The following is a 23,676-nucleotide window of genomic DNA, read 5'->3' on the forward strand; positions in this document are numbered from 1 at the left end:
CGGCTCATCAATGAGTTCGGGAGAACCCGTCTCCGCCGAGGCGTCCGAAGGGGTGATCCGGAGACCGGCGGAAGAGTGCGCACCTGCGTTGAACCGCTTCGCCGCGGGCCGCGTGCCGTTGTCAGGGGAGGCGCACCATCACCCCCCGATATCGAGGTCCCCAGTGAAATCCACCGTTCCCACCACCACCGCACCCGCGTCGCGAGGAGATTCCGTGGCTACCGATGCACCGCCGCCCGAGGGCAGTACGGAGACAGGGCCGGCCCAGCCCACGACCGAGGCCTTCGTCGCGGAGCAGGAGAGCGCGGAATTCGGCGAACTGCGCCGCTCGTACCGCTCGTTCGCCTTTCCGCTGACCATCGCCTTCGTCCTCTGGTACCTGCTGTACGTACTGCTGTCCAACTACGCCGGCGACTTCATGGGCACCAAGGTGTACAGCAACTTCAACGTGGCCTTCGTCTTCGGCCTCGCCCAGTTCCTCACCACCTTCCTCATCGCCTGGGTCTACTCGCGGCACGCCAACGCGAAGCTGGACCCGAAGGCCGAGGCCATCAAGTCCCGTATGGAGGCCGACGTATGAGCGCCGCGTACCACTCCCACACCGCCGTACTCGCCGCCTCCTCCACCACCGAGCACCGGCCGCTGATCATCACGCTCTTCGCGGTCTTCGTCGCGGCGACGCTCGGCATCACCGTCTGGGCCGGCCGGCAGACCAAGAGCGCCTCCGATTTCTACGCCGGCGGACGGCAGTTCACCGCCTTCCAGAACGGACTCGCGGTCTCCGGCGACTACATGTCAGCCGCCTCGTTCCTCGGCATCGCCGGAGCCATCGCCCTCTTCGGATACGACGGCTTCCTCTACTCGATCGGCTTCCTCGTCGCCTGGCTGGTCGCCCTGCTGCTGGTGGCGGAACCGCTGCGCAACTCGGGCCGCTACACCATGGGCGACGTCCTCGCCTACCGGATGCGGCAGCGTCCCGTACGCACCGCGGCGGGCGTCTCCACCATCATCGTCTCGATCTTCTACCTGCTGGCGCAGATGGCCGGCGCGGGTGTGCTGGTCTCCCTGCTGCTCGGCATCACCAGCGACGCCGGAAAGATCCTCATCGTTGCGCTGGTCGGCGTACTGATGATCGTCTACGTCACCATCGGCGGCATGAAGGGCACCACCTGGGTGCAGATGGTCAAGGCCGTGCTGCTCATCGCGGGCGCCATCCTGATGACCTTCATGGTGCTCTGGAAGTTCGACTTCAACGTCTCGGACCTGCTGGGCACCGCCGCGGAGAAGAGCGGCCACGGCGCGTCGTTCCTGGAGCCCGGACTCAAGTACGGCGCCACCGGCACCTCGAAGCTGGACTTCCTCTCCCTCGGCATCGCCCTGGTGCTGGGCACCGCGGGCCTGCCGCACATCCTGATCCGCTTCTACACGGTGCCGACCGCCAAGGCCGCCCGTAAGTCCGTCAACTGGGCCATCGGCATCATCGGCGCCTTCTACCTGATGACGATCGCGCTCGGATTCGGCGCCGCGGCCCTCATCGGACCGAAGGAGATCATCGCGAAGAACCCGGCGGGCAACGCGGCGGCCCCGCAGCTCGCCGAGTACCTCGGCGGGGTCGGCTCCACCGGCGGCGCCGTCATGCTCGCCGTCATCTCCGCCGTCGCCTTCGCCACCATCCTCGCCGTCGTCGCGGGCCTCACCCTCGCCTCCTCCTCGTCCTTCGCGCACGACATCTACGCCAACGTCATCCGCAAGGGGAAGGCGAGCGAGAAGGAGGAGATGCGGGCCGCGCGCTGGGCCACCGTCTTCATCGGCGCCGCCGCGATCCTGCTGGGCGCCTTCGCCCGCGACATGAACGTCGCCGGACTGGTGGCGCTCGCCTTCGCCGTCGCCGCCTCCGCCAACCTGCCCACGCTCCTCTACAGCCTCTTCTGGAAGCGCTTCACCACCCAGGGCGCGCTGTGGTCGATCTACGGCGGCCTGGCCAGCTCGGTGATCCTGGTGCTGTTCTCGCCGGTCGTCTCCGGCAACGAGAAGACTTCGATGTTCAAGGGCGTCGACTTCGCCTGGTTCCCGCTGGAGAACCCCGGCTTGATCTCGATCCCGCTGGGCTTCCTGCTCGGCTGGCTCGGCTCCCTCCTGTCGAAGGAGGAGCCGGACAAGGGCAAGTACGCCGAGCTGGAGGTCAAGTCCCTCACCGGCATCGGAGCCCACTGAGAGCGGAAGTTCACCCAGGGGTTCGTCCTTCGCACCATTCCTCCGCCCCGGCCGCGTCGTAGAGTCCTACGACGCGGCCGGGGCGTACCTCGTGTCAAACGGGCCCCTGCGATGTCACACGCCTCGCGTAGTCTCGAAAGAGCCAGTAACCGCAACCGGGAATTCAGCCGGAGGAGGGGGCCCACCATGCTCATCGACACCTACGACCGGGTCGCCACCGACCTGCGCGTGTCACTCACCGACCGGTGCAACCTGCGCTGTACGTACTGCATGCCGGAGGAAGGCCTGCAATGGCTGGCCAAGCCGGACCTGCTGAGTGACGACGAGATCGTCCGCCTCGTCCGCATCGCCGTCACGCAGCTCGGCATCACCGAAGTCCGCTTCACCGGGGGCGAGCCGCTGCTGCGCCCCGGACTCGTCTCCATCGTCGGACAGTGCGCGGCCCTGGAGCCCCGCCCGAAGATGTCGATCACCACCAACGGGATCGGGCTGAAGCGGACCGCCGCGGCGCTCAAGGCCGCCGGGCTGGACCGGGTCAACGTCTCGCTGGACACCCTGCGCCCCGACGTCTTCAAGACCCTCACCCGCCGCGACCGGCACCACGACGTCCTGGCCGGCCTCGAAGCCGCCCGGGAGGCCGGGCTCACCCCGGTCAAGGTCAACACCGTCCTGATGCCGGGACTCAACGACGACGAGGCCCCCGAGCTGCTCGCCTGGGCCGTGGAGAACGCCTACCAGCTCCGATTCATCGAGCAGATGCCGCTCGACGCACAGCACGGCTGGAAGCGCGACGGAATGATCACGGCGGGTGACATCCTCCAGTCGCTGCGCACCCGCTTCGAGCTGACCCCCGAGGGCCGGGACGAGCGCGGCTCGGCCCCCGCGGAGCGTTGGCTGGTCGACGGCGGCCCGCACCGGGTCGGCGTCATCGCCTCGGTCACCCGGCCGTTCTGCCGGGCCTGCGACCGCACCCGGCTCACCGCCGACGGACAGGTGCGCACCTGCCTGTTCGCCCGTGAGGAGACCGACCTGCGCGGCGCACTGCGGTCGGACGCGCCGGACAGCGAGATCGCCCGGATCTGGCGGCTCGCGATGTGGGGCAAGAAGGCCGGCTCCGGCCTGGACGACCCCTCCTTCCTCCAGCCCGACCGCCCGATGTCGGCGATCGGCGGCTAGCGCGCCGGGGGTGGCGTCAGGCGGGCGACTCCCACTCCTTGAGTGTCACCACGTCCTTCAGGAAGCCCCGCACGCCGAGGAACGAGGACAGGTGCTCCCGGTGTTCGTCACAGGCCAGCCAGGTCTTGCGGCGGTCCGGGGTGTGCAGCTTCGGGTTGTTCCACGCGAGCACCCACACGGCGTCGGCACGACAGCCCTTGGCGGAACAGACGGGGGCTTCGGCAGCGCTCTCGGCCGCGGATTCAGGGGAGTTCACGGACTCAACCCTAGAGCCTTCCATCCGGCCGGCCGCAGGGGAGCGGCCGGCCCGGCGCATCCCCTGCCGGAGAAAGGGCGACGCCGGGCAGCCACGGGGGGAGCTGCCCGGCGTCGGTCCGTCACTCCGACGGGGGATGCGGAGCGCCTCTGAAGTATGTCACGCAGACAGGGGTGCGGGGCACTGGAACTTCATGATTGATCTGAGCTTTTCTTGAGCTTGGATCCGTCGTGAAACCATACCGAATCAGGGCATGCCGGGTCAGCTCTGACCCTGCGGATCAGGGGAACGGAAGGCCTGCTCCGCCTCCGGGCCGGCTTCGGCGTGCCCCGCCACCGGTGCGGCGCCGAGCGCGAGCCGCGTCGGGGCCGGGACGAAGGTCGAGGGCAGCGCGGGGGAGTTCTCCCGGCCCGCGTTGGCGATGACGACCGCGATGTACGGGAGCAGAACGCCCAGCGCCAGCCCCACGATCGCCACATAGCGCTCCACGTTCCACAGCGCCGCCGCGGCGACCACGGAGACCGTGCGCACGGACATCGAGATCACGTAGCGCCGCTGCCTGCCGCGCACATCCTCCGCGAGCCCCTGCCGGGCCCCCGTGATCCGGAAGACCTCGGAACCGCTCCGCCTGCTCATCCCGTCTCCACCCATCTTCCCCGCGCTCGCGTCCCTGCCCCGCCCGCGCACGAACCGGGGGAGACCCTGTTCCCACGCCGGACGCTCCCCGGATCCGGGCCGCTCCCACGGTACGCCCGGCATCCGGCGCCTTCGAGACCGGGGCACGCCGCGATCCCGTTCACCGCACGTACGGACCTCTCCGGCATGCGGTGAGCACATCCAGGCCGGAGACTGGTCGCACATCGCGACACCGCGTCGCACGAGGAGGCGGTATGAGCTGGTTGTGGGCAATCATCGTGGGCCTGGTTCTCGGCCTGATCGCGAAGGCGATCCTGCCGGGGAAGCAGGAGATCCCACTCTGGCTGACGGTCATCTTCGGCATGATCGGCAGCATCCTCGGCAATGCTGTCGCCACCTGGATCGGTGTCAACGACACCAAGGGCATCGACTGGACGCGCCATGTGCTCCAGCTGATCGGCGCCGTGGTGGTGGTCGGTGTGGGGGACATGCTGTGGGCATCGATCCGAGGAAGCAGGCGACAGAAGACGTGAGCGCCTGAGCACCCGCGCACCCGGGCGTCCGGCCGCCTGAGCGCCCGGACACCGAACGGCTGCGGCCGGTCACGCGTCACGCGTGACCGGCCGCAGCCGTCCGGTGCTCTCCGACCCGGCTCAGCCCGCCGTGACCTCGATGGCCGCGAGGTTCTTCTTGCCCCTGCGCAGCACCAGCCAGCGCCCGTGCAGCAGCTCCTCGCGGGCCGGCGCCGCCTCGCCGTCGGTGACCTTGACGTTGTTCACGTACGCGCCGCCCTCCTTGACCGTGCGGCGCGCACCCGACTTGCTCGGCGCCAGACCGACCTCCACCAGCAGGTCCACCAGCGGACCCAGCTCGGTGACCCGGGCGTGCGGCACCTCGGAGAGGGCGGCGCTCAGCGTCGCCTCGTCCAGCCCGCCCAGCTCACCCTGGCCGAACAGGGCCTTCGACGCGGCGATGACCGCGGCGCACTGGTCCGCGCCGTGCACCAGCGTCGTCAGCTCCTCGGCCAGCGCGCGCTGCGCCGCCCGCGCCTGCGGCCGCTCCTTCGTGACCTTCTCCAGCTCCTCCAGCTCGGCGGGGCTCAGGAAGCTGAGGATGCGCATGTAGCGCGAGATGTCCCGGTCGTCCACGTTCAGCCAGAACTGGTAGAACGCGTACGGCGTGGTCATCTCCGCGTCGAGCCAGACGGCCCCGCTCTCCGACTTGCCGAACTTGGTCCCGTCCGCCTTCGTCATCAGCGGTGTCGCCAGCGCGTGCACCTCCGCGCCCGGCTCCAGCCGGTGGATCAGGTCCAGACCCGCGGTGAGGTTGCCCCACTGGTCGCTGCCGCCCTGCTGGAGGGTGCAGCCGTGCCGCCGGTACAGCTCCAGGAAGTCCATGCTCTGGAGCAGCTGGTAGCTGAACTCGGTGTAGCTGATGCCCTCGTCGGACTCCAGCCGGCGGGCGATGGACTCCTTGGTGAGCATCTTGTTGACCCGGAAGTGCTTGCCGATGTCCCGCAGGAACTCGATCGCGGACATGCCCGCGGTCCAGTCCAGGTTGTTCACCATGACCGCGGCGTTCTCGCCCTCGAAGGACAGGAACGGCTCGATCTGGGACCGCAGCCGCGACACCCAGGCGGCGATGGTCTCCGGGTCGTTCAGCGTGCGCTCCGCGGTCGGCCGGGGGTCACCGATCTGGCCGGTGGCCCCGCCCACCAGGGCGAGCGGCCGCAGCCCGGCCTGCTGGAGCCGGCGCATGGTGAGCACCTGCACCAGATGGCCGACGTGCAGACTCGCCGCGGTGGGGTCGTAGCCGCAATAGAACGTGACGGGACCGTCCGCGAGAGCCTTGCGCAGGGCGTCCTCGTCAGTGGACTGGGCGAAAAGCCCGCGCCACTTCAGCTCGTCGACGATGTCCGTCACGGTTCCGTGTCTCCTCAGCTACGTGTATCGATCCGTGGATCTACGTGTATCGATACGTGGATCGAAAGGCATCGGCCAGTCTAGGCCGGTCACACGCCCCGGCTCACCGAGCTCATGTTGAAGTCCGGGATGCGCAGCGCGGGCATCGCGGCCCGGGTGAACCAGTCGCCCCACTCGCGCGGCAGCGTCTTCTCGGTGCGCCCCGCCTCCGTGGCCCGCGACAGCAGGTCCACCGGGGACTCGTTGAAGCGGAAGTTGTTCACCTCACCGATCACCTCGCCGCCCTCCACGAGGTACACCCCGTCCCGGGTCAGCCCGGTCAGCAGCAGCGTCGCCGGATCGACCTCGCGGATGTACCACATGCAGGTCAGCAGCAGCGCGGGGCCGGCCGTCGCGGCGACCATCTCCTCCAGCGACCGTTCACCGCCGCCCTCCAGGACCAGGTTGTCGATCGCCGGGGCGAGCGGCAGCCCCGTCAGGCCCGCCGTGTGCCGGGTCGTCGTGAGCTGCTCCAGCCGCCCGTCCCTGATCCAGTCGGTGCGGGTCAGCGGCAGCCCGTTGTCGAAGACCGAGGCGCCGTCACCGGAGGAGTGCGCGATGACGAACGGCGCGGACTCGATCCCCGCGGCGTGCGGGTCGCTGCGCAGCGTCAGCGGCAGCGGGGACAGCGTGTCGCCGAGCCGGGTGCCGCCGCCCGGCTTGGAGAACACCGTCCGGCCCTCCGCGGCGTCCCGGGCGGTCGCGGACCACAGCTGGTAGATCAGCAGATCGGCCACGGAGGTCGGCGGCAGCAGCGTCTCGTACCGTCCGGCCGGCAGCTCGATCCGGCGCTCCGCCCAGCCGAGCCGCCGGGCCAGTTCGGCGTCCAGCTCCGCCGGGTCGACGTCCTTGAAGTCACGGGTCGCACGCCCCGCCCAGGCCGAGCGCGAGCGGTCGGGCGACTTGGCGTTCAGCTCCAGCGTGCCGTTCGGCTGGTCGTGGCGCAGCCGCAGCCCCGTCGACGTACCGAGGTAGGTCGAGGTCATCTCGTGGTTCGCGAAGCCGTACAGCTCCCGGCCACCGGCCCTGGCCCGCGCGAAGGCGTCCCCGAGCGCGGGGGCGAAGGCCGCGAACACGTCGGAGCCCGTCTCCGCCGGCGCTTCGGTGAAGCCGGGGGACGACGGCACCCCGGTGACCAGCGGCTGCGCGTCCTCGGCCGGCCCGGCCCCGCGGGCGGCCGCCTCGGCGGCCCGCACCAGCGGCTCCAGGTCCTCGGTGGTGACGGCGGACCGGGACACCACTCCGGAGGCCGTGCCCTCGGCCCCGTCCACGGTCGCGATGACGGTCAGGGTGCGGCCCCGGGTCACCCCGTTCGTGGTGAGCGCGTTGCCCGCCCAGCGCAGGTTGGCCGACGACTCCTCGTCGGCGATGACCACACAGCCGTCGGCGGTGGACAGTCCGAGAGCGCGCTCGACGATCTCGTACGGCTTGCTGACGCGGCTCATCGTCCGGCCTCCTGCGTCGTGTTGAGGATGTTCACGCCTCGGAAGAGGGCGGAGGGGCAGCCGTGCGAGACGGCCGCGACCTGACCGGGCTGGGCCTTGCCGCAGTTGAAGGCGCCGCCCAGGACGTAGGTCTGCGGGCCGCCGACCTTCTCCATCGAGCCCCAGAAGTCCGTCGTCGTCGCCTGGTAGGCGACATCGCGCAGCTGCCCGGCGAGCTTGCCGTTCTCGATCCGGAAGAACCGCTGCCCGGTGAATTGGAAGTTGTACCTCTGCATGTCGATGGACCACGACCGGTCACCGACCACGTAGATCCCGCGCTCCACCCCGCCGATCAGATCGTCGGTGGACAGCCCGCCGGGGTCCGGCGCCAGCGACACGTTCGCCATCCGCTGCACGGGGACATGGCCCGGCGAGTCCGCGTAGGCGCACCCGTTGGACCGGCCCAGATCCGTCAGCTTCGCGATCCGGCGGTCCAGCTGGTAGCCGACCAGCGTGCCGTTTTTCACCAGGTCCCACGACTGGGCCTCGACGCCCTCGTCGTCGTAGCCGATCGTCGCGAGCCCGTGCTCGGCCGTGCGGTCGCCCGTCACGTTCATCACGGGGGAGCCGTACGCGAGCTTGCCCAGCTTGTCGAAGGTGGCGAACGAGGTCCCGGCGTACGCCGCCTCGTACCCCAGCGCCCGGTCCAGCTCCGTGGCGTGCCCGATCGACTCGTGGATGGTCAGCCACAGGTTCGAGGGGTCGACGACCAGGTCGTACGTGCCCGCCTCGACGCTCGGGGCCCGCATCTTCTCGGCCAGCAGCCCCGGAATGCGCTCCAGCTCCGCGTCCCAGTCCCAGCCGGTCCCGGTCAGGTACTCCCAGCCGCGTCCGACCGGCGGCGCGATCGTGCGCATCGAGTCGAACTCACCGCTCGTCGCGTCCACCGCCACCGCGGTGAACTGCGGATGCAGCCGGACCCGCTGCTGCGTGGTGACCGTGCCCGCCGTGTCCGCGTAGAACTTGTTCTCGTGGACGGTCATCAGCGAGGCGTCCACATGTGCGACGCCCGCCGCGCCCAGCAGCCGGCCGCTCCACTCGGCGAGCAGCCCCGCCTTCTCCTCCGCCGGTACGTCGAACGGGTCGATCTCGTACGAGGAGACCCAGCTCCGCTCCCCGTGCACCGGCTCGTCGGCCAGCTCCACGCGCTCGTCGGAACCGGCGGCCGCGATCACCTTCGCGGACAGCTTCGCCATGGCGACGGCCTGCGAGGCCACCCTCGCCGCCGCGTCCATCGTCAGGTCCACCCCGGAGGCGAACCCCCACGCCCCGCCGTGCACCACCCGCACCGCGTACCCGAGGTCCGTGCTGTCCGACGCCCCGGCCGGGCGGGCGTCCCGCAGCCGCCAGGTGGCGCTGCGCACCCGCTCGAAGCGGAAGTCGGCGTGCACGGCCCCGAGCGCCCGCGCGCGGGCGAGCGCCGCGTCGGCCAGCGGCCTCAGCGGCAGGGCCAGGAACGACTGATCTACCTCATGGGGCACGAGCGGCCTCTCCTCTGCGTCACATACCCTCGGTTCGTTTACGGGGCAGTGAAGCACGGCCGGAGGAGCGGCACAGCCGAATTGCGCCCGGGTCCCGGGCCGGGCCGGGCCGGAACAGGGCCGGAGCGGGGCCGGAACGGCACTGTAGGAACCCGACAGCGCCCGGGGGATGGCGCTGTCAGAGGCCGATTGCTCGGGAGGCGGGCGGTACCGATAGGTTTTTCGAGGTACCAGACAGCTATGGAAAGGGTGATCCGTTGAGCCGCTCGGTTCTCGTCACCGGAGGAAACCGGGGCATTGGCCTCGCCATCGCCCGCGCTTTCGTCGACAACGGCGACAAGGTCGCGATCACCTTCCGCTCCGGCGAGCCGCCCCAGGCCCTCACCGAGGCCGGTGTTCTCGCGGTCCGTTGCGACATCACCGACGCCGAGCAGGTGGAGCAGGCCTACAAGGTGATCGAGGAGAAGCACGGCAATGTGGAGGTGCTGGTCGCCAACGCCGGTGTCACCAAGGACCAGTTGCTGATGCGGATGACCGAGGAGGACTTCACGTCCGTACTCGACACCAACCTCACCGGTACCTTCCGGGTCGTCAAGCGCGCCAACCGGGGCATGCTGCGTGCCAGGAAGGGCCGGGTCGTCCTCATCTCCTCCGTCGTCGGCCTCCTCGGCTCGGCGGGGCAGGCGAACTACGCCGCCTCCAAGGCCGGCCTGGTCGGCTTCGCCCGGTCGCTCGCCCGTGAGCTGGGCTCGCGGAACATCACCTTCAACGTCGTCGCACCCGGCTTCGTAGACACCGACATGACGCAGGCGCTCACCGAGGAGCAGCGCAAGGGCATCGTCGCCCAGGTGCCGCTCGCGCGGTACGCGCAGCCCGCGGAGATCGCCGCCGCGGTGCGCTTCCTCGCCTCCGACGACGCGTCGTACATCACTGGAGCCGTCATCCCTGTTGACGGCGGATTGGGCATGGGTCACTGATCACCATGAGCGGAATTCTCGACGGCAAGCGCATCCTCATCTCCGGGGTGCTGATGGAGTCGTCCATCGCGTTCCACGCCGCGAAGGTGGCCCAGGAGCAGGGCGCGGAGGTCATCCTGACCGCCTTCCCGCGGCCCACGCTGACCGAGCGCATCGCCAAGAAGCTGCCCAAGCCGGCCAAGGTCATCGAGCTGGACGTGACCAACACCGAGCATCTGGACCGGCTGGCCGGTCTGGTGCGGGAGGAACTCGGTTCGCTCGACGGCGTCGTCCACTCCATCGGCTTCGCGCCGCAGGACGCGCTCGGCGGCAACTTCCTCAACACCCCCTTCGAGTCGGTCTCCACGGCGATGCACGTCTCGGCGTTCTCGCTGAAGTCGCTCGCCATGGCGTGCAAGCCGCTGATGAGCGAGGGCGGTTCGATCGTCGGCCTCACCTTCGACGCGCAGTTCGCCTGGCCGCAGTACGACTGGATGGGCCCGACGAAGGCCGCGCTGGAGGCCACCTCCCGCTACCTCGCCCGCGACCTGGGCAAGGACAACATCCGCTGCAACCTGGTCTCGGCCGGACCGCTCGGCTCCATGGCCGCCAAGTCCATCCCGGGCTTCGGCGAGCTGGCCGAGGTCTGGAACACCCGTGCGCCGCTGGCCTGGGACATGTCGGACCCGGAGCCGGCCGGCCGCGCCATCGTCGCGCTGCTGTCGGACTTCTTCCCCAAGACCACGGGCGAGATCATCCACGTCGACAGTGGCGTGCACATGATCGGCGCCTGACCCTCGGCCCCGTACGGCAGCGTTCCGGAAACGGCCGCGCACCACCTCCCCGGAGGTGTGCGCGGCCGTTTCCCGTGTCCCGCCCGGCCTCTCGGCGCTCAGGTCGAAAACCTGGTCGATCCACCGCAGAATGTGGAGGAACCGGACTTCTGGTCAGGCCGAGCGCCTTCTCTCCGGGCGGTGCGGGGCGCGCTAGCCCGGCCCGGCCCGCGGAGAAGGCCCCAGGGGAGGAGATCGCTGTGCGCGGCACACGTCACCGAACCCGGTCCCTGCTGGCGGCCTCCGCGGCCGTCGCCGGACTGCTCGTCCCGGGCGCCCTGTACGCCGCCGGGCACGTCGGAGCCGCCGCGGCGGCCGCACCGCCCGCGCCCGAGCCCGAACCCTCGGGAGCCGAATGCCGTACGTCGGTCCACGGCTCCCGGGTCATCGCCTACTGCCACAACCCGTACCCGTCCACCGACCGGGTGCGGCTGCACACCGACTGCGCCCGCTGGTGGGACATCGACGCGGACTCCAGGCCGGTCGCCGTCGGACCGGGTCGGACGGTGCGGCTGGACGACCGCTGCTGGAAGGAGGTCGGCTCCGCCTGGGTCACCCACTCGAACGAGACCCGCCCGGCGACCTGACCCGGCGGCCTGGCACGGGTGTCCTGCCCCGGCGAGCTGACCTGGAGACTTGGCCGGGTGTCCTGCCCCGGCGACCCCACCCCGTGCGGAGCCGGGCCGATGCCTCAGACCCGGTCCGCCAGGCAGTTGAGCGCGTGGCTCGCGGCCTCCTCCGCCGCCGTCTCCGCGTCACCGGCGCGGATCGCCTCGACCAGCCGCCCGTGGTCCATGTGGTTCTCCGGCCGCAGCTCATGGCCGACGTCGTCCCGGACGTGCTCCCGCAGGAGGTCGCCCAGGTCGGCGTAGAGCCCGGTCAGCACGTCGTTGTGGGAGGCGGCCACGACGGCCAGGTGCAGGGTGGCGTCCGCCGCCACGAAGGCCTCGGCGTCCCCGGCGGCCCAGGTCTCCTCCCGGCGCCGCATGAGCGCGTCCAGCTGCTTCAGGTCCCGGTCGGTGCGCCGGGCGGCGGCCAGCCGCGCGGCCGACGACTCCAGCGTCGAGCGCAGCTCGGCGACGTGGCGCGGATCGGCGGACGCGAACCGGCGGTGCATCACCCCGGCCAGCTCGCTGGTGGCGGCCACATAGGTGCCCGAGCCCTGCCGGATGTCGAGCAGGCCGTTGTGCGCGAGCGCGCGCACCGCCTCGCGCACGGTGTTACGGGCCACCCCCAGCTGTTCGACCAGCTCGGGTTCGGTGGGGATGCGCGAGCCCACGGGCCACTCGCCCGAGGTGATCTGGTTCCTCAGCTGGGCAATCACCTGGTCGGCGAGTGCCGAACGCCGCGGGGACGTCAGCGCCATGGTGCTCCTTGCTCGGGTGTCCGGGGCCGGGACTGGTTCTCGGCGATCGCGCCGCTCCCGGGGTGTCCGCATGCTCTCAGAGGATTGACGAGGATTGGACAATCAATCATCCCATGATTCTATGATGGCCTCATGCGTGACGACGAAACCCCTCCCCAGACCCCGACCGGGACGCTGAGCCCCGCCACTCCGACGGCCCCTGGAACCCCTGGAACCGACACCCCCGCCGCCCAGGCCGGTCCCGCGGCGTGGGTGCTCCGCCTGGTCGCCGTCGGGCTCGTCCTCACCGCGCTCAACCTCCGCCCCGCCATCACCAGCCTCGGCGCCCTCCTCGAAGAGGTGCGTGACGGGCTGCACATGAGCGGGAGCGTCGCGGGGGTCCTGACCTCCGTGCCGCCCCTCTGCTTCGCGGTCTTCGGCATCATGGCGCCGCGGCTGGCCCGCCGCTTCGGCCCGGGCGCGGTCGTCTGCGCGGGCATGACCGCCATCACCGCGGGGCTGGTGATCCGGCCCCTCGTCGGCGGCACGGCCGGCTTCCTCGCCGCGAGCGCGCTCGCCCTCATGGGTATCGCCGTAAGCAACGTCCTGATGCCGGTGATCGTCAAGCGCTGGTTCCCGGACCGGGTCGGCTCCATGACCGGCCTCTACTCCATGGCGCTGGCCCTGGGCACCTCGCTGGCCGCCGCCGTGACCGTCCCCATGACCGAGGCGATGGGCGGCAGTTGGAAGGCGGGGCTCGGCATCTGGGCCGTGCTCGCCGCCGCCGCGGTCCTGCCCTGGATCCCGCTGGTACGGGACCGCCACGCCGCCTCCGGACAGCCCTCCGCCCGGCAGGCGCGGACACCGGAGCTCCGGATCACCCGCAGCCGCACCGCCTGGGCCCTCGCCTGCTTCTTCGGCCTCCAGGCCACCGCCGCCTACATCACCATGGGCTGGATGCCGCAGATCTTCCGTGACGCCGGGGTCTCGGCCGGTACCGCGGGCGTCCTGCTCGCCGTCACCATGGCGATGGGCGTCCCGCTCGCCTTCGTCATCCCCCGGGTCGCGGCCCGGATGCGGAACCAGGGCCCGATCGTCGTCCTCCTCGGCGCCTGCGGCCTGGCCGGTTACGCGGGCCTCTACCTCGCCCCGTCGGGCGGGGCCTGGGCCTGGGCGGTGCTCCTGGGCGTCTCGAACTGCGCCTTCCCGCTCGCCCTCACGATGATCAGCATGCGTTCGCGCAGCGGCGCCGGGGTGGTGCGGCTGTCCGCGTTCGCCCAGTCCTGCGGCTATCTGATCTCGATCCCGGGCCCGCTCCTGGTCGGCGTGCTCTACCAGCACAGCGGCGGCTGGGGGCTGCCGATCGGTCTGATGGCGGCCCTGATGGTGCCGCAGATGGTGGCGGGCACGCTGGCAGGCCGGGACCGGACGATCGAGGACGAATGCTGAGATGCGAGACTGGGGCCATGTCTCCTGTGCTCGACCCGAATCCCCAGAACGGTCAGAAGAAGCTCCTGCTCGTCTTCGGGGCGATGGTGCTGATCTCGGTCGTCATCGCCGTCATCGCCACCCTCGCCTCCCCCTGACGGTTCGCGCCCGCCCGGCTCCGGCGGGACGATGGTGGTGTTAGCCCCACCATCCCCTAGGGGGCCAGGGTCAGGGTGAAGTGGGTGGGTCACCGGATGGGCCGGACGCAGCCGGGTCCGTAGGTTCTCAGGTATCAGACCCGATGACCCCCGGAGGCGGACATGCCGGCCCGTACACCCACCCGGTCCACCCGTCCGGATGCGGGCGGTGTCGAGATCCGGCTGCCCTGGTGGGCCGTCGCACTGCCCGCTGTCGCCTTCGGCGCGCTGCTGCTGCTGGTCGTCGCACCGGGGCAGGCGCACGCGGCGACGGACAGTTCGGCGGTGGGCCAGTTGCTTGAGCGAATCGTGGACCTGCTGACCCGCTGATGCCACCGGCCCGTCCCGGGCCGGGCCTCCAACACCCTGCGCCAGCTGGCACAATTCGTGCGAAGCTGAGCTGTATGAGCGTCGATACACCTCGCAGGATTGTCCTTCTCAGGCACGCGAAGGCGGAATGGTCGCAGGACTCCGACCATGAGCGCCCGCTCGCGGAACGCGGCCGCAAGGACGCACCCGTGGCAGGCCGCAAACTCGTCGATTCCGGGATCGCCTTCGATCTGGCCCTCTGCTCCACCGCCGTCAGGACGCGCGAGACGTGGAAGCTGGCCGTGCACGAGATGCCGGAGCGGCCCAGGACCGTGTACGAGGAGCGGCTGTACGAGGCCTCGCTCGGCGAGCTGATCGCCCTGGTCAACGAGACGCCCGAGGAGGTCCGCGACCTGCTGGTGATCGGGCACAACCCGGGTATGCACGCGCTCGCCGACGCCCTCTCGGCGGCTTCGGAGGGCGACGCCCTGGCCCGGATGAACCGCGGCGGCTTCCCGACCGCCGCGTTCGCCGTGGTCGAGTTCCCCGGTACCTGGAAGGGCGTCGAGCACGGTGTCGGCAAGCTCACCGAGTACTGGACCCCGAACGACTGACGGCTGACGCTTGCCGTCGGCCCGGCCGACGGCTGTCCGCCCCACCGATCGTGGAGAGGGCCCCGGAGCGCAGGCTTCCGCTTGCGCACCGGGGCCCTCGGCGCCGTCCCGGGCGCACTGCCCCCGGAGCCGGCTCCCTATTCGACGAGACCGTCGGCGGCCTCGACCTCCTCGCGGGTGATGCCGAGCAGATAGAGCACGGTGTCCAGGAACGGCACGTTCACCGCCGTGTGCGCGGCCCTGCGGACCACCGGCTTCGCGTTGAACGCGACGCCGAGCCCCGCGGTGTTCAGCATGTCCAGGTCGTTGGCCCCGTCACCGATCGCCACGGTCTGCGCCAGCGGCACCCCGGCCTCCGCGGCGAAGCTGCGCAGCAGCCGGGCCTTGCCGGCCCGGTCGACGATGGGCCCGGTCACCCGGCCGGTGAGCCTTCCGTCGACGATCTCCAGAGTGTTGGCAGAGGCGAAGTCGAGCCCCAGCCGCTCCTTGAGATCGTCGGTCACCTGCGTGAACCCGCCGGAGACGACGCCCACTTGGTAGCCGAGCCGCTTCAGGGTACGGATCAGGGTGCGGGCGCCCGGTGTCAGCCGTACCTCGGCGCGGACCTTCTCCACCACGGAGACGTCGAGTCCCGCCAGCAGCGCCACCCGCGCGTGCAGCGACTGCTCGAAGTCGAGTTCACCGCGCATCGCCTGCTCGGTGACCGAGGCGACCTCCGCCTCACAGCCGGCGTGCGCCGCGAACAGCTCGATGACCTCGTCCTGGATGAGGGTCGAGTCGACGTCCATCACGACGAGCCGCTGCGCGCGGCGGCTCAGCCCGGCGGAGACCACGGCCACGTCGACGCCGATCTCGGCGGCCTCGGTGGCCAGCGCGGTCCGCAGCTCCTCGGTCCCGGTGCCGGACACCGCGAACTCGACGGCTGTGACCGGGTATTTCGCCAGCCGGAAGATCCGGTCGATGTTCCCGCCGGTCGAGGTGATGGTGGCCGCTATGGCGGCGGTCGACTCCGCGGTCAGCGGGTGCCCCAGCACCGTCACGTGGGAGCGGCCGTCGCCACGGGGACGGTTGTCGCCCGTGCCGGAGATGATCTCGGCCTGCATTTTCAGCGACTCGGCCCAGCTGTGCACGGTGGCCCGCAGGTCACCCTCCGTGGTGCCGCCCGCGACCGGGGCGGTGACCAGCGCGCACAGGACGATGCGACCACGGGTGACGACCTGCTCGATGTCGACGACGTCGACCGAGTAGGCGGCGAGGGTGTCGAACAGCCCGGCGGTGAGACCGGGACGGTCCTTCCCGAAGATCTTCACGAGAAGGGTCGGTGCGTCGTTGCCCTGACGTGACTCAGGGGACTCAGGAGACGGCGAGGACTGAGGTGGCTGAGATGCGCTCATGGTGTCCCCACCGTATCGGTCCACGACGCGCCCCCGAAGGTCCGTCCCGAGGGCCGGACAGCCCGTCCCGATACCCCCAACCAGATAATTCCGCACGATCCGCAATCGTTCATGGCCAGTTGTGTTGGTAGATGACCGTTTTGTTGGCGTCAAAGCCATAACAGTGCAGGTCTCGGCAGCGCCAAACCCCCGCCCGGCTTTCGTATCGGGGACTGCTCCTGGAATAGTTCCCCACGATGTTCAGCATCCCTAGACTCCCTGCGACGGGGGTAATCGGGGGACAACTAGTGGGGCGCGGAGTGCCGGAACTCGTACTGGAATTGAATGGCAGGACCTGGACGCTCGATCCGTCCAGGTCGTACACCCTCGGACGCGATCCGCAGGGCGACATGACGATCGATGACGCCAGGGTGTCGTGGCGGCACGCCACGATCAGCTGGAACGGCCGGGGCTGGTCCATCGAGGACCACGGCAGCACCAACGGCACCTATGTCCAGGGCCAGCGAATCCACCAGCTGGAGATCGGTCCCGGCTCCACGGTGAACCTGGGCAACGCCACCGATGGGCCCCGGCTGAGCCTCAGCGGTGCCCCGGCCGGCGCCGGTGTGTACAGCGGGCAGGCCGCCGCCGGGGCCCAGGCCCCGGCGCAGCAGCCGCGGCAGACACCGCCGCAGCAGGCAGGACCCGGCTGGCCGGGGCAGCAGCAGAATCCCGGGCAGCAGATTCCGGGACAGGGACAGGGACAGGGACAGCAGCCGCAGGCCTGGCCGCAGGCGCCTCAGACGCCGCAGCAGCCCCACGTCCCTCAGCAGGGCGCGGCGAAGAACCCCGGAAGTGGCGGGGCCGGCGGCGCGGCGGGGGCGTCACCGGTCTACGGCGACCGCAGCCCGACCACCTTCCACCAGGTGGCTCTCGGCCGGGTGATGCGCATCGGCCGTGCGCTGGAGAACGAACTGGTCGTCTCCGACCTCCAGGTATCGCGCAACCACGCCGAGTTCCACGCGACGCCCGACGGCCGCTTCGAGATCCGTGACCTCGGCTCCCACAACGGCACGTACGTCAACGGCCAGCCGCTCTCCAAGTCCGGCTCCGCGCTCATCGGCGCGAACGACATCGTCGGTGTCGGCCACTCGACGTTCCGGCTGGTCGGTGACCGCCTTGAGGAATTCGTCGACACGGGCGAGGTCTCCTTCGCGGCCCGCCACCTCACCGTGACGGTCGACGGCGGCAAGCAGATCCTGAAGGACGTCTCGTTCGGCGTCCCGGAGAAGTCGCTGATCGGCGTCATCGGCCCGTCCGGCTCCGGAAAGTCCACCCTGCTCAAGGCGCTCACCGGCTACCGGCCCGCCGACCAGGGCGAAGTCCTCTACGACAACCGGAACCTCTACAAGCAGTTCGCCGAGCTGCGCCAGCGCATCGGCCTGGTTCCGCAGGACGACATCCTGCACAAGGAACTCACGGTCACCAAGGCCCTCAGGTACGCGGCCAAGCTCCGCTTCCCCGCCGACACCACGGAGGCCGAGCGGCAGTCCCGGATCCTGGAAGTCCTCGCCGAGCTCAAGCTCGACATCCACAAGGACAAGAAGGTCACCTCGCTCTCCGGCGGCCAGCGCAAGCGCGTCTCGGTGGCCCTGGAGCTGCTCACCAAGCCCTCGCTGATATTCCTGGACGAGCCGACCTCCGGCCTCGACCCGGGCATGGACCGCGATGTCATGCAGTTGCTGCGCGGTCTGGCCGACGACGGCCGTACCGTCCTGGTCGTCACGCACTCGGTTGCCGAACTGGCCATCTGCGACAAGCTCCTGGTGATGGCGCCCGGTGGTGCCGTGGCCTACTTCGGTCCGCCGGAGGAAGCGCTCAACTTCTTCGGCTACGGTTCCTGGGCTGACGTCTTCTCCGCGTTCGAGAACTACCGCGACTACGACTGGGCGGGCCGCTGGCGCGGTTCGCAGCACTACCAGATGTACGCCGCGGACATCGACTCCGTCGCCGCGCAGTCCGTGCACATGCCGCCGCCGCAGCAGATGCGCCCGCCGAAGCCGCAGGGCTGGGGGACGCAGCTGTGGACGCTGATGCGCCGCTATCTGTCGGTGATCGCGTCCGACAAGGGCTTCATGGGGCTGATGGTGATCCTGCCCGCGGTGCTCGGCGTGGTCAGCGTGGTCATTCCGTCGGACTTCGGCCTGGGCCCGCCCAAGGCGCCGTCCCGGTTCAACAGCGACGCCGGAACGATCATGCTGATCCTGGTGATCGGCATGACCTTCTCCGGTGCGGCCAACTCCGTACGAGAGCTGATCAAGGAACGGGTGATCTACGAGCGGGAACGGGCCACCGGCCTCTCCCGCTCCGCCTACCTGATGTCCAAGGTGATCGTGCTCGGCCTGATCACGGCCGTCCAGGGCGTCATCATCTGCGGCATCGGCTTCGCCACCCGCGATCTGCCGGCGGAGGGCCTGATCATGCCGCCGGCCGTCGAGCTCTGCGTGACGATCATCGCGCTCGGCTTCACCTCGATGATGTTCGGCCTGGTGATCTCCTCGCTGGTGAAGACGTCCGAGAAGACCATGCCGCTGCTGGTCATGTTCGCGATCGTCCAGGTGGTCTTCACCGGCATCCTCTTCCAGGTCTACGGATCGCTGGGCCTGGAGCAGTTCGCCTGGCTGATGCCGTCCCGCTGGGCGATCGCGGCCGCGGGATCGACCCTCGACCTCGCCCACCTCATGCCGCCGTGGGACCAGAAGAACCCCACCGACCTGGACCCGCTGTGGGAGCACTCGGTGAGCCAGTGGGGGATCAACATCGGGGTGCTGGTCCTCCTCGGTGTGATCTGCGGGTTCGCGGTCGCGCGGCTGCTGCGCCGCCACGAACCCGAGGTGATGCGCAAGTAGCCGCCCCGCGGCCGCGCACGGTACGACGCCGAAGGGCGGCACCCCGCACGGGGTGCCGCCCTTCGGCATGTGTCACGGCGTACCGGAGTGGACTCAGTACGCGCTGTTGACGTTGTCGATCGAGCCGTACTTGTCGGCGGCGTAGTTGGCCGACGCGGTGATGTTGGCGACCGGGTCGTACTGGTCGTGGGGGGTGCCGCCGACGTGGTAGGCGTCGAAGGTCGGCTTGATGATCTGGAGCAGACCCTTCGACGGGACACCGTTGACCGCGTTGACGTCCCAGTCGTTGATGGCCTTCGGGTTGCCGCTGGACTCGCGGATGATGTTGCGGTGCAGTCCGTCGTAGGTGCCCGGGATGCCCTTGGCCTTCATGATGGACAGGGATTCCTTGATCCAGCCGTCCAGGTTGTTCGAGAAGACCGGGCTACGGGACTCGGAACGGCTGGCCCCCTGCTTACCGCGCTTGGCCGCGGCCTTCTCCGCCTTGGCGTGGGCCTTCGCCTTGGCCTTCTTGGCCTTCGCCTTCGAGACGGCCTTGGCCTTCTTGGCCTTCGCGGCGTCGGACGCCTTGATCAGCTGCTCGGCGGTGGAGTGCTGGTCGATGACGCTGGCCTGGATCGTCTTGGCCTGCGAGGCGCCGGCGGCGGAGGCGAAGACGACGGGGGCGCCGGAGATGGCCTGCGGCTCGGTCTCGGCGTCCGCGTTTCCGGGCACCAGCGACAACGAGAGCGCAGCGGCGGCGACGGCGGATATACCGGCGACGGAGAGCTTCTGGGTCTTGTTCATACGACGGAGACGGCCGGGAATGCTGGACGCGGACATGCAGGTACCTCTTCGAATCGCGGAAGTCCTCACGGAGGACGAAGACGGGAAGCGGCATCGCATCTCCGTCGGGGACGATTGCAATTCTTAGCGAGCGCAAAATGGTGTGGCAAAGGTGTGACGTACGAAGCCGGGTAGTGCGCCCGGCCCGGGGTCGAACCGTACAAACCGGTCTTGTTCTCGCCCGTATCGCCCTTATTTGTCCACTAGGTGACTTCGTAAGTGACGCAGGTCCTATGCGCGGCCTCACATCGGCCGGGTATCGATCTCACCAACCGTTGCTGGAGCAATCCGGAGTGTTAGCTTCCGGTTGCCTGTCGCCCCATGCCGGGGCACCGCGTTTCGGCCCGGAGGTCCTAGTCCCCGCGCCCTAATCGGTGGCCGCCCACAGGCCGATACGGGGCCTGTGACCCGCCGGTACGGTGAGGCCATGACCCATCGCCCACCGGCGGGCGGCCTCGCGGCAGTGAGCGCCGCACTGCTTGCCATGAGCCGGCACCTGGAAATGCGGGACGTCCTGAAGACGATCGTCGCCTCGGCCCGCGAGCTGCTCGACGCCGAGTACGCGGCGCTCGGGGTCCCCGACGACCACGGCGGCTTCGCCCAGTTCGTCGTCGACGGTGTCAGCGACGAACAGTGGAAGGCGATCGGTCCGCTTCCCCGGCAGCACGGCATCCTCGCCGCGATGCTGCACGAGGCGAAGCCGGAACGGCTCGCCGACGTCCGGAAGGACCCCCGCTTCGAGGGCTGGCCGTCCGCCCACCCCGACATGTCCGACTTCCTGGGCCTGCCCATCAGGGACGGCGACGAGATCATCGGCGCCCTCTTCCTCGCCAACAAACGCTGTCCGAAGCCCGAGGGCAGCTGCGGATTCACCGCCGGTGACGAGGAGCTGCTGGGCATCCTCGCCCAGCACGCGGCGATCGCCCTCACCAACGCCCGGCTCTACGAGCGCAGCCGCGAGCTCACCATCGCGCAGGAGCGCTCCCGCCTCGCCCACGAGCTGCACGACGCGGTCAGCCAGAAACTGTTCTCCCTGCGGCTCACCGCCCAGGCGGCCGCCACCCTGGTCGACCGCGACCCGGCCCGCGCCAAGGGCGAACTCCAGCAGGTCGCCGCCCTCGCGGCGGAGGCGGTGGACGAGCTGCGGGCGGCCGTCGTCGAACTGCGCCCCGCCGGACTCGACGAGGACGGCCTGATCGCCACCCTCCGCACCCAGATCCAGGTCCTGGACCGCGCCCACACGGCCCGGGTCACCTTCGAGAGCCTGGGCGTACGGGCGCTGCCCGCCGCACAGGAGGAGGCGCTGCTCAGGGTGGCCCAGGAGGCCCTGCACAACGCCCTGCGCCACTCGGAGGCCGAGCATGTCGGCGTCACCCTCGTACGCGGCGGCGACGGCGGCACGGTGCTCCGGATCACCGACGACGGCCGCGGCTTCGAGCCGGCGGCCACCCGTCGGGCGGGGCGCCATCTGGGCCTGGTCTCGATGCGGGACCGCGCGAGCGGTGTCGGCGGGAACCTCACCGTTGAATCGGCGCCCGGCAAGGGCACCACGATCGAGATGGAGGTACCCGGTGGCTGACAGGATCATCAGGGTGCTGCTGGTCGACGACCACCAGGTCGTCCGCCGCGGTCTGCGTACGTTCCTGGAGATCCAGGACGACATAGAGGTCGTCGGAGAGGCCTCCGACGGAGCCGAGGGGGTGGCCAGGACCGAGGAGCTGCGCCCCGACGTGGTGCTCATGGACATCAAGATGCCCGGCACCGACGGCATAGAGGCGCTGCGCAGGCTCCGGGAGCTGGAGAACCCGGCCAAGGTGTTGATCGTCACCAGCTTCACCGAACAGCGCACCGTCGTCCCCGCCCTGCGCGCCGGAGCCTCGGGGTACGTCTACAAGGACGTCGACCCGGACGCGCTGGCGGGCGCCATCCGCTCGGTGTACGCGGGCCATGTCCTGCTCCAGCCGGAAGTGGCGGGGGCACTGCTCGCCCAGGACGACCCGGGCAGCGGTACGGGCCGGGGGAGCACCCTCACCGAACGGGAGCGGGAAGTGCTGGGCCTCATCGCCGACGGCCGCTCCAACCGGGAGATCGCGCGGGCGCTGGTCCTCTCGGAGAAGACCGTCAAGACGCACGTCTCGAACATTCTGATGAAGCTGGACCTCTCCGACCGCACCCAGGCCGCGCTCTGGGCGGTGCGGCACGGGGCGGCGGGCTGACCGGGCCGTCCGGGACCGGACCGAAATCGTACTGTCGGGCGCATGTCGCTCGAACGGCGTATCCGAACCTGAGGGGGCCGCGGCCGTCACCATGATCGCCGGTGGCAGCACCGCCGACGGTGCCGGCGCGGCCTCCACCACCGGTCACAGCGGTGCGGGCGCCCACGGTGTCGCGACCCACTCGCCGGGCGTGGCCGACGGCAACCTCGCGCAGGTCCCGGGCGACATACGGTGAACGTGGTCGGCAACACGGTCAACGTGACCGGCCTGCTCAACCCGGCCTTCGGCAACTTCGGCCTGAACGGCTGACGCGACGCATACCGCGTCACGACCGGACGGGCCTTCACGCAGGCGCGCCCGGCCCGTGACCCGCCACATCGCACCCGCCCGGCGGCCGAGGACAACAGGTCGCATCCACCGGGTGACCGAGGGGAACAGGTCGCACCCGCCCGGCGACCCGATCGAGGGCAACGGGTCGCGCCCGCCCGGCGGTCTAGGGCAACAGGTCGCGCCCGCCCGGCGACCGAAGGGAACAGGCCGCACCCGCCGTCCAGCGGCCGAGGGCAACAGCCGCGCCCCGAGCCCCGCCCCGCTACCGGGCCCGCTCCTCCACATACGCGTTGTACGCGGCCACCTGCGCCCGCCTGGCCACCCGCTCCACCGGCCGCAGCGCCTCTCCCCGCGCCGCCATCTCCGAGGCGCTCACCGCCCCGCCGGGGCCGTTCTCGTACGCCAGCGCGACCAGCAGCGCCACCCGCTGTGCCAGTGCCAGCACCCGCACCGCCCGTGGCGGATACCCCGGGGCAAGCACTTCGCGTCCCTGCTCGGCCCGCGCCCGGTACGCGTCCAGCGCCGCCTCTGCCGCCGGCCCTGAGCCCGCCACGTCGAGCCGCGACAGCGCCGCCGTCGCGTCGCGCAACGCCTCCGCGAGCTCCCGCTCCGCCTCGCCCAGCGAGGGCACATCGGCCGGCGGCGCCTCCCGCACGGCCAGGCAGTGCCACGCCACGGCGACGTGCAGATCCCCGGCAGGCCCCGACTCGCGCACCTCCGGCACCAGCCCGTACGGCGCGCCGTAGGTCACCACCGCCTCCTCGGCCTCCAGCGCCCGCGCGTTGAAATCCGGGGGACCGCTGAGCCCCAGCGGATGCCCGGGGACCGGCAGAGCGACCCGGAAACCGGTCACCCCGAGCCCCCGCAGCCGCCCCAGGGCGAGCGTGAGACCCACCGGCCCCGCCTCCCCCGGCAGCCCCTCGACGCGGTGCACCGCGTCCTCCCCGACGATGGCGAGGGCCGCGTCGTCCGGCGAGACGAGTCCGGCCAGCAGTGCGTTTCCCCAAGCGGCCAGCAGCCCTGAGCGTGGTTCCGAAAGCATGGCAACACCCTAGGGAACGGACCCGGCCCCTGTCTCACCCCGCCCGGACCCGGTGCGGGGACGGGCCGGGGACCGCGCGACGACGGGCCCA

23 protein-coding genes and 1 pseudogene are annotated in these 23,676 nt (G+C 70.5%); 15 read left to right on the forward strand and 9 right to left on the reverse strand.

Features of this window, described 5'->3' with window-relative positions; all coding sequences use genetic code 11:
• The first annotated feature begins 214 nt into the window (after nt 1-214).
• The 3 genes from ACIP89_RS06755 (at nt 215) to moaA (ending at nt 3,390) form a co-directional block, all read left to right on the forward strand.
• Nucleotides 215-580 carry a DUF485 domain-containing protein gene (locus tag ACIP89_RS06755; RefSeq protein ID WP_401923580.1) on the forward strand — a complete coding sequence of 122 codons (366 nt, stop codon included), beginning with the start codon at nt 215-217 and terminating at the stop codon, nt 578-580.
• Nucleotides 577-2,214 (forward strand): cation acetate symporter, encoded by a 1,638-nt coding sequence (locus ACIP89_RS06760; RefSeq protein ID WP_401923582.1) that lies wholly within the window; start codon nt 577-579, stop codon nt 2,212-2,214. Before ACIP89_RS06755 ends, ACIP89_RS06760 begins: the two co-directional genes overlap by 4 nt.
• A 186-nt stretch (nt 2,215-2,400) precedes the next feature.
• Entirely contained in the window at nt 2,401-3,390 is a 990-nt protein-coding gene (moaA, locus tag ACIP89_RS06765) for a GTP 3',8-cyclase MoaA (protein WP_401923585.1), read from the forward strand.
• Nucleotides 3,391-3,406: 16 nt separating this feature from the next.
• Here the strand turns inward: moaA and ACIP89_RS06770 are convergent, their stop codons facing one another.
• Nucleotides 3,407-3,646: a hypothetical protein gene (locus tag ACIP89_RS06770; protein ID WP_402113409.1), complete on the reverse strand. Its 240-nt coding sequence runs from the start codon at nt 3,644-3,646 to the stop codon at nt 3,407-3,409.
• 261 nt (nt 3,647-3,907) lie between these two features.
• On the reverse strand, nt 3,908-4,282 hold the full coding sequence (locus ACIP89_RS06775; protein WP_401923591.1) for a DUF3099 domain-containing protein: 375 nt from the start codon (nt 4,280-4,282) through the stop codon (nt 3,908-3,910).
• 254 nt (nt 4,283-4,536) lie between these two features.
• Between ACIP89_RS06775 and ACIP89_RS06780 the strand changes: the two genes are divergently transcribed.
• The gene (locus ACIP89_RS06780; protein ID WP_024490366.1) at nt 4,537-4,815 is read left to right on the forward strand and encodes a GlsB/YeaQ/YmgE family stress response membrane protein; all 279 of its coding nucleotides are present in this window, start codon (nt 4,537-4,539) and stop codon (nt 4,813-4,815) included.
• A 120-nt stretch (nt 4,816-4,935) separates the two neighbouring features.
• On the opposite strand, the gene tyrS is transcribed toward ACIP89_RS06780, so the two are convergent.
• From tyrS to ACIP89_RS06795, 3 genes are all read right to left on the reverse strand, one after another.
• Complete coding sequence (gene tyrS / locus ACIP89_RS06785) at nt 4,936-6,204, reverse strand: tyrosine--tRNA ligase (RefSeq protein ID WP_402113412.1); 1,269 nt, start codon at nt 6,202-6,204, stop codon at nt 4,936-4,938.
• An 89-nt stretch (nt 6,205-6,293) separates the two neighbouring features.
• Complete coding sequence (locus tag ACIP89_RS06790; RefSeq protein WP_401923596.1) at nt 6,294-7,688, reverse strand: metallopeptidase TldD-related protein; 1,395 nt, start codon at nt 7,686-7,688, stop codon at nt 6,294-6,296.
• On the reverse strand, nt 7,685-9,208 hold the full coding sequence (locus ACIP89_RS06795) for a TldD/PmbA family protein (protein WP_401923599.1): 1,524 nt from the start codon (nt 9,206-9,208) through the stop codon (nt 7,685-7,687). The genes ACIP89_RS06790 and ACIP89_RS06795 overlap by 4 nt, the downstream gene beginning before the upstream one ends.
• A 257-nt stretch (nt 9,209-9,465) precedes the next feature.
• Between ACIP89_RS06795 and fabG the strand changes: the two genes are divergently transcribed.
• The 3 genes from fabG to ACIP89_RS06810 all read left to right on the forward strand — a co-directional run bounded on the left by fabG (nt 9,466) and on the right by ACIP89_RS06810 (nt 11,584).
• Nucleotides 9,466-10,185: a 3-oxoacyl-[acyl-carrier-protein] reductase gene (gene fabG, locus ACIP89_RS06800; RefSeq protein WP_401923601.1), complete on the forward strand. Its 720-nt coding sequence runs from the start codon at nt 9,466-9,468 to the stop codon at nt 10,183-10,185.
• Between the two features lie 5 nt (nt 10,186-10,190).
• A complete protein-coding gene (fabI, locus tag ACIP89_RS06805) occupies nt 10,191-10,958 on the forward strand; it encodes an enoyl-ACP reductase FabI (RefSeq protein WP_401923603.1) in 768 nt (255 codons plus the stop codon).
• Nucleotides 10,959-11,197: 239 nt separating this feature from the next.
• Complete coding sequence (locus ACIP89_RS06810; RefSeq protein WP_402113415.1) at nt 11,198-11,584, forward strand: hypothetical protein; 387 nt, start codon at nt 11,198-11,200, stop codon at nt 11,582-11,584.
• A 104-nt stretch (nt 11,585-11,688) separates the two neighbouring features.
• Here the strand turns inward: ACIP89_RS06810 and ACIP89_RS06815 are convergent, their stop codons facing one another.
• Entirely contained in the window at nt 11,689-12,363 is a 675-nt protein-coding gene (locus ACIP89_RS06815) for a FadR/GntR family transcriptional regulator (protein ID WP_371773984.1), read from the reverse strand.
• Nucleotides 12,364-12,495: 132 nt separating this feature from the next.
• Between ACIP89_RS06815 and ACIP89_RS06820 the strand changes: the two genes are divergently transcribed.
• The 4 genes from ACIP89_RS06820 to ACIP89_RS06835 all read left to right on the forward strand — a co-directional run bounded on the left by ACIP89_RS06820 (nt 12,496) and on the right by ACIP89_RS06835 (nt 14,890).
• Nucleotides 12,496-13,791 (forward strand): CynX/NimT family MFS transporter, encoded by a 1,296-nt coding sequence (locus tag ACIP89_RS06820; protein WP_401925922.1) that lies wholly within the window; start codon nt 12,496-12,498, stop codon nt 13,789-13,791.
• Between the two features lie 26 nt (nt 13,792-13,817).
• Nucleotides 13,818-13,928, forward strand: coding sequence for an SGM_5486 family transporter-associated protein (locus ACIP89_RS06825; protein WP_311307912.1), 111 nt, complete (start codon nt 13,818-13,820; stop codon nt 13,926-13,928).
• Between the two features lie 162 nt (nt 13,929-14,090).
• Nucleotides 14,091-14,297 (forward strand): hypothetical protein, encoded by a 207-nt coding sequence (locus ACIP89_RS06830; protein WP_402113418.1) that lies wholly within the window; start codon nt 14,091-14,093, stop codon nt 14,295-14,297.
• 74 nt (nt 14,298-14,371) lie between these two features.
• Nucleotides 14,372-14,890 carry a SixA phosphatase family protein gene (locus tag ACIP89_RS06835; protein WP_401923612.1) on the forward strand — a complete coding sequence of 173 codons (519 nt, stop codon included), beginning with the start codon at nt 14,372-14,374 and terminating at the stop codon, nt 14,888-14,890.
• 137 nt (nt 14,891-15,027) lie between these two features.
• Here the strand turns inward: ACIP89_RS06835 and serB are convergent, their stop codons facing one another.
• Nucleotides 15,028-16,284 (reverse strand): phosphoserine phosphatase SerB, encoded by a 1,257-nt coding sequence (gene serB, locus ACIP89_RS06840; protein ID WP_401923615.1) that lies wholly within the window; start codon nt 16,282-16,284, stop codon nt 15,028-15,030.
• Between the two features lie 287 nt (nt 16,285-16,571).
• Here serB and ACIP89_RS06845 point away from each other — a divergent pair, with 287 nt between their 5' ends.
• Complete coding sequence (locus ACIP89_RS06845; RefSeq protein ID WP_402113420.1) at nt 16,572-19,172, forward strand: FHA domain-containing protein; 2,601 nt, start codon at nt 16,572-16,574, stop codon at nt 19,170-19,172.
• A gap of 93 nt (nt 19,173-19,265) precedes the next feature.
• On the opposite strand, the gene ACIP89_RS06850 is transcribed toward ACIP89_RS06845, so the two are convergent.
• Nucleotides 19,266-19,994, reverse strand: a complete 729-nt coding sequence (locus ACIP89_RS06850; RefSeq protein WP_401923619.1) for a transglycosylase SLT domain-containing protein — start codon at nt 19,992-19,994, stop codon at nt 19,266-19,268.
• A 430-nt stretch (nt 19,995-20,424) separates the two neighbouring features.
• Here ACIP89_RS06850 and ACIP89_RS06855 point away from each other — a divergent pair, with 430 nt between their 5' ends.
• The 3 genes and pseudogenes from ACIP89_RS06855 to ACIP89_RS06865 all read left to right on the forward strand — a co-directional run bounded on the left by ACIP89_RS06855 (nt 20,425) and on the right by ACIP89_RS06865 (nt 22,522).
• On the forward strand, nt 20,425-21,576 hold the full coding sequence (locus tag ACIP89_RS06855; RefSeq protein ID WP_401925932.1) for a GAF domain-containing sensor histidine kinase: 1,152 nt from the start codon (nt 20,425-20,427) through the stop codon (nt 21,574-21,576).
• Nucleotides 21,569-22,213 (forward strand): response regulator transcription factor, encoded by a 645-nt coding sequence (locus ACIP89_RS06860; protein ID WP_123469011.1) that lies wholly within the window; start codon nt 21,569-21,571, stop codon nt 22,211-22,213. The genes ACIP89_RS06855 and ACIP89_RS06860 overlap by 8 nt, the downstream gene beginning before the upstream one ends.
• Nucleotides 22,214-22,304: 91 nt before the next feature.
• Nucleotides 22,305-22,522 (forward strand): annotated as a pseudogene (locus tag ACIP89_RS06865) (chaplin family protein).
• Nucleotides 22,523-22,805: 283 nt separating this feature from the next.
• Here ACIP89_RS06865 and ACIP89_RS06870 read toward each other — a convergent pair.
• The gene (locus ACIP89_RS06870; RefSeq protein WP_401923623.1) at nt 22,806-23,585 is read right to left on the reverse strand and encodes a hypothetical protein; all 780 of its coding nucleotides are present in this window, start codon (nt 23,583-23,585) and stop codon (nt 22,806-22,808) included.
• Nucleotides 23,586-23,676: the final 91 nt, after the last annotated feature.

Origin of the sequence: Streptomyces sp. NPDC088730 (genome assembly GCF_044751215.1) — a bacterium.
In the GTDB taxonomy this organism is placed as follows: Bacteria; Actinomycetota; Actinomycetes; order Streptomycetales; family Streptomycetaceae; genus Streptomyces.

Excerpts from the sequence above, each read along its gene's own strand:
- ACIP89_RS06760 (WP_401923582.1), top strand. The coding sequence starts at position 577 with ATGAGCGCCGCGTACCACTCCCACACCGCCGTACTCGCCGCCTCCTCC.
- moaA (WP_401923585.1), top strand. The coding sequence starts at position 2,401 with ATGCTCATCGACACCTACGACCGGGTCGCCACCGACCTGCGCGTGTCA.
- ACIP89_RS06775 (WP_401923591.1), bottom strand. The coding sequence starts at position 4,282 with ATGAGCAGGCGGAGCGGTTCCGAGGTCTTCCGGATCACGGGGGCCCGG.
- ACIP89_RS06780 (WP_024490366.1), top strand. The coding sequence starts at position 4,537 with ATGAGCTGGTTGTGGGCAATCATCGTGGGCCTGGTTCTCGGCCTGATC.
- ACIP89_RS06790 (WP_401923596.1), bottom strand. The coding sequence starts at position 7,688 with ATGAGCCGCGTCAGCAAGCCGTACGAGATCGTCGAGCGCGCTCTCGGA.
- fabI (WP_401923603.1), top strand. The coding sequence starts at position 10,191 with ATGAGCGGAATTCTCGACGGCAAGCGCATCCTCATCTCCGGGGTGCTG.
- ACIP89_RS06815 (WP_371773984.1), bottom strand. The coding sequence starts at position 12,363 with ATGGCGCTGACGTCCCCGCGGCGTTCGGCACTCGCCGACCAGGTGATT.
- ACIP89_RS06820 (WP_401925922.1), top strand. The coding sequence starts at position 12,496 with ATGCGTGACGACGAAACCCCTCCCCAGACCCCGACCGGGACGCTGAGC.
- ACIP89_RS06830 (WP_402113418.1), top strand. The coding sequence starts at position 14,091 with ATGCCGGCCCGTACACCCACCCGGTCCACCCGTCCGGATGCGGGCGGT.
- ACIP89_RS06835 (WP_401923612.1), top strand. The coding sequence starts at position 14,372 with ATGAGCGTCGATACACCTCGCAGGATTGTCCTTCTCAGGCACGCGAAG.
- serB (WP_401923615.1), bottom strand. The coding sequence starts at position 16,284 with ATGAGCGCATCTCAGCCACCTCAGTCCTCGCCGTCTCCTGAGTCCCCT.
- ACIP89_RS06850 (WP_401923619.1), bottom strand. The coding sequence starts at position 19,994 with ATGTCCGCGTCCAGCATTCCCGGCCGTCTCCGTCGTATGAACAAGACC.
- ACIP89_RS06855 (WP_401925932.1), top strand. The coding sequence starts at position 20,425 with ATGACCCATCGCCCACCGGCGGGCGGCCTCGCGGCAGTGAGCGCCGCA.
- ACIP89_RS06870 (WP_401923623.1), bottom strand. The coding sequence starts at position 23,585 with ATGCTTTCGGAACCACGCTCAGGGCTGCTGGCCGCTTGGGGAAACGCA.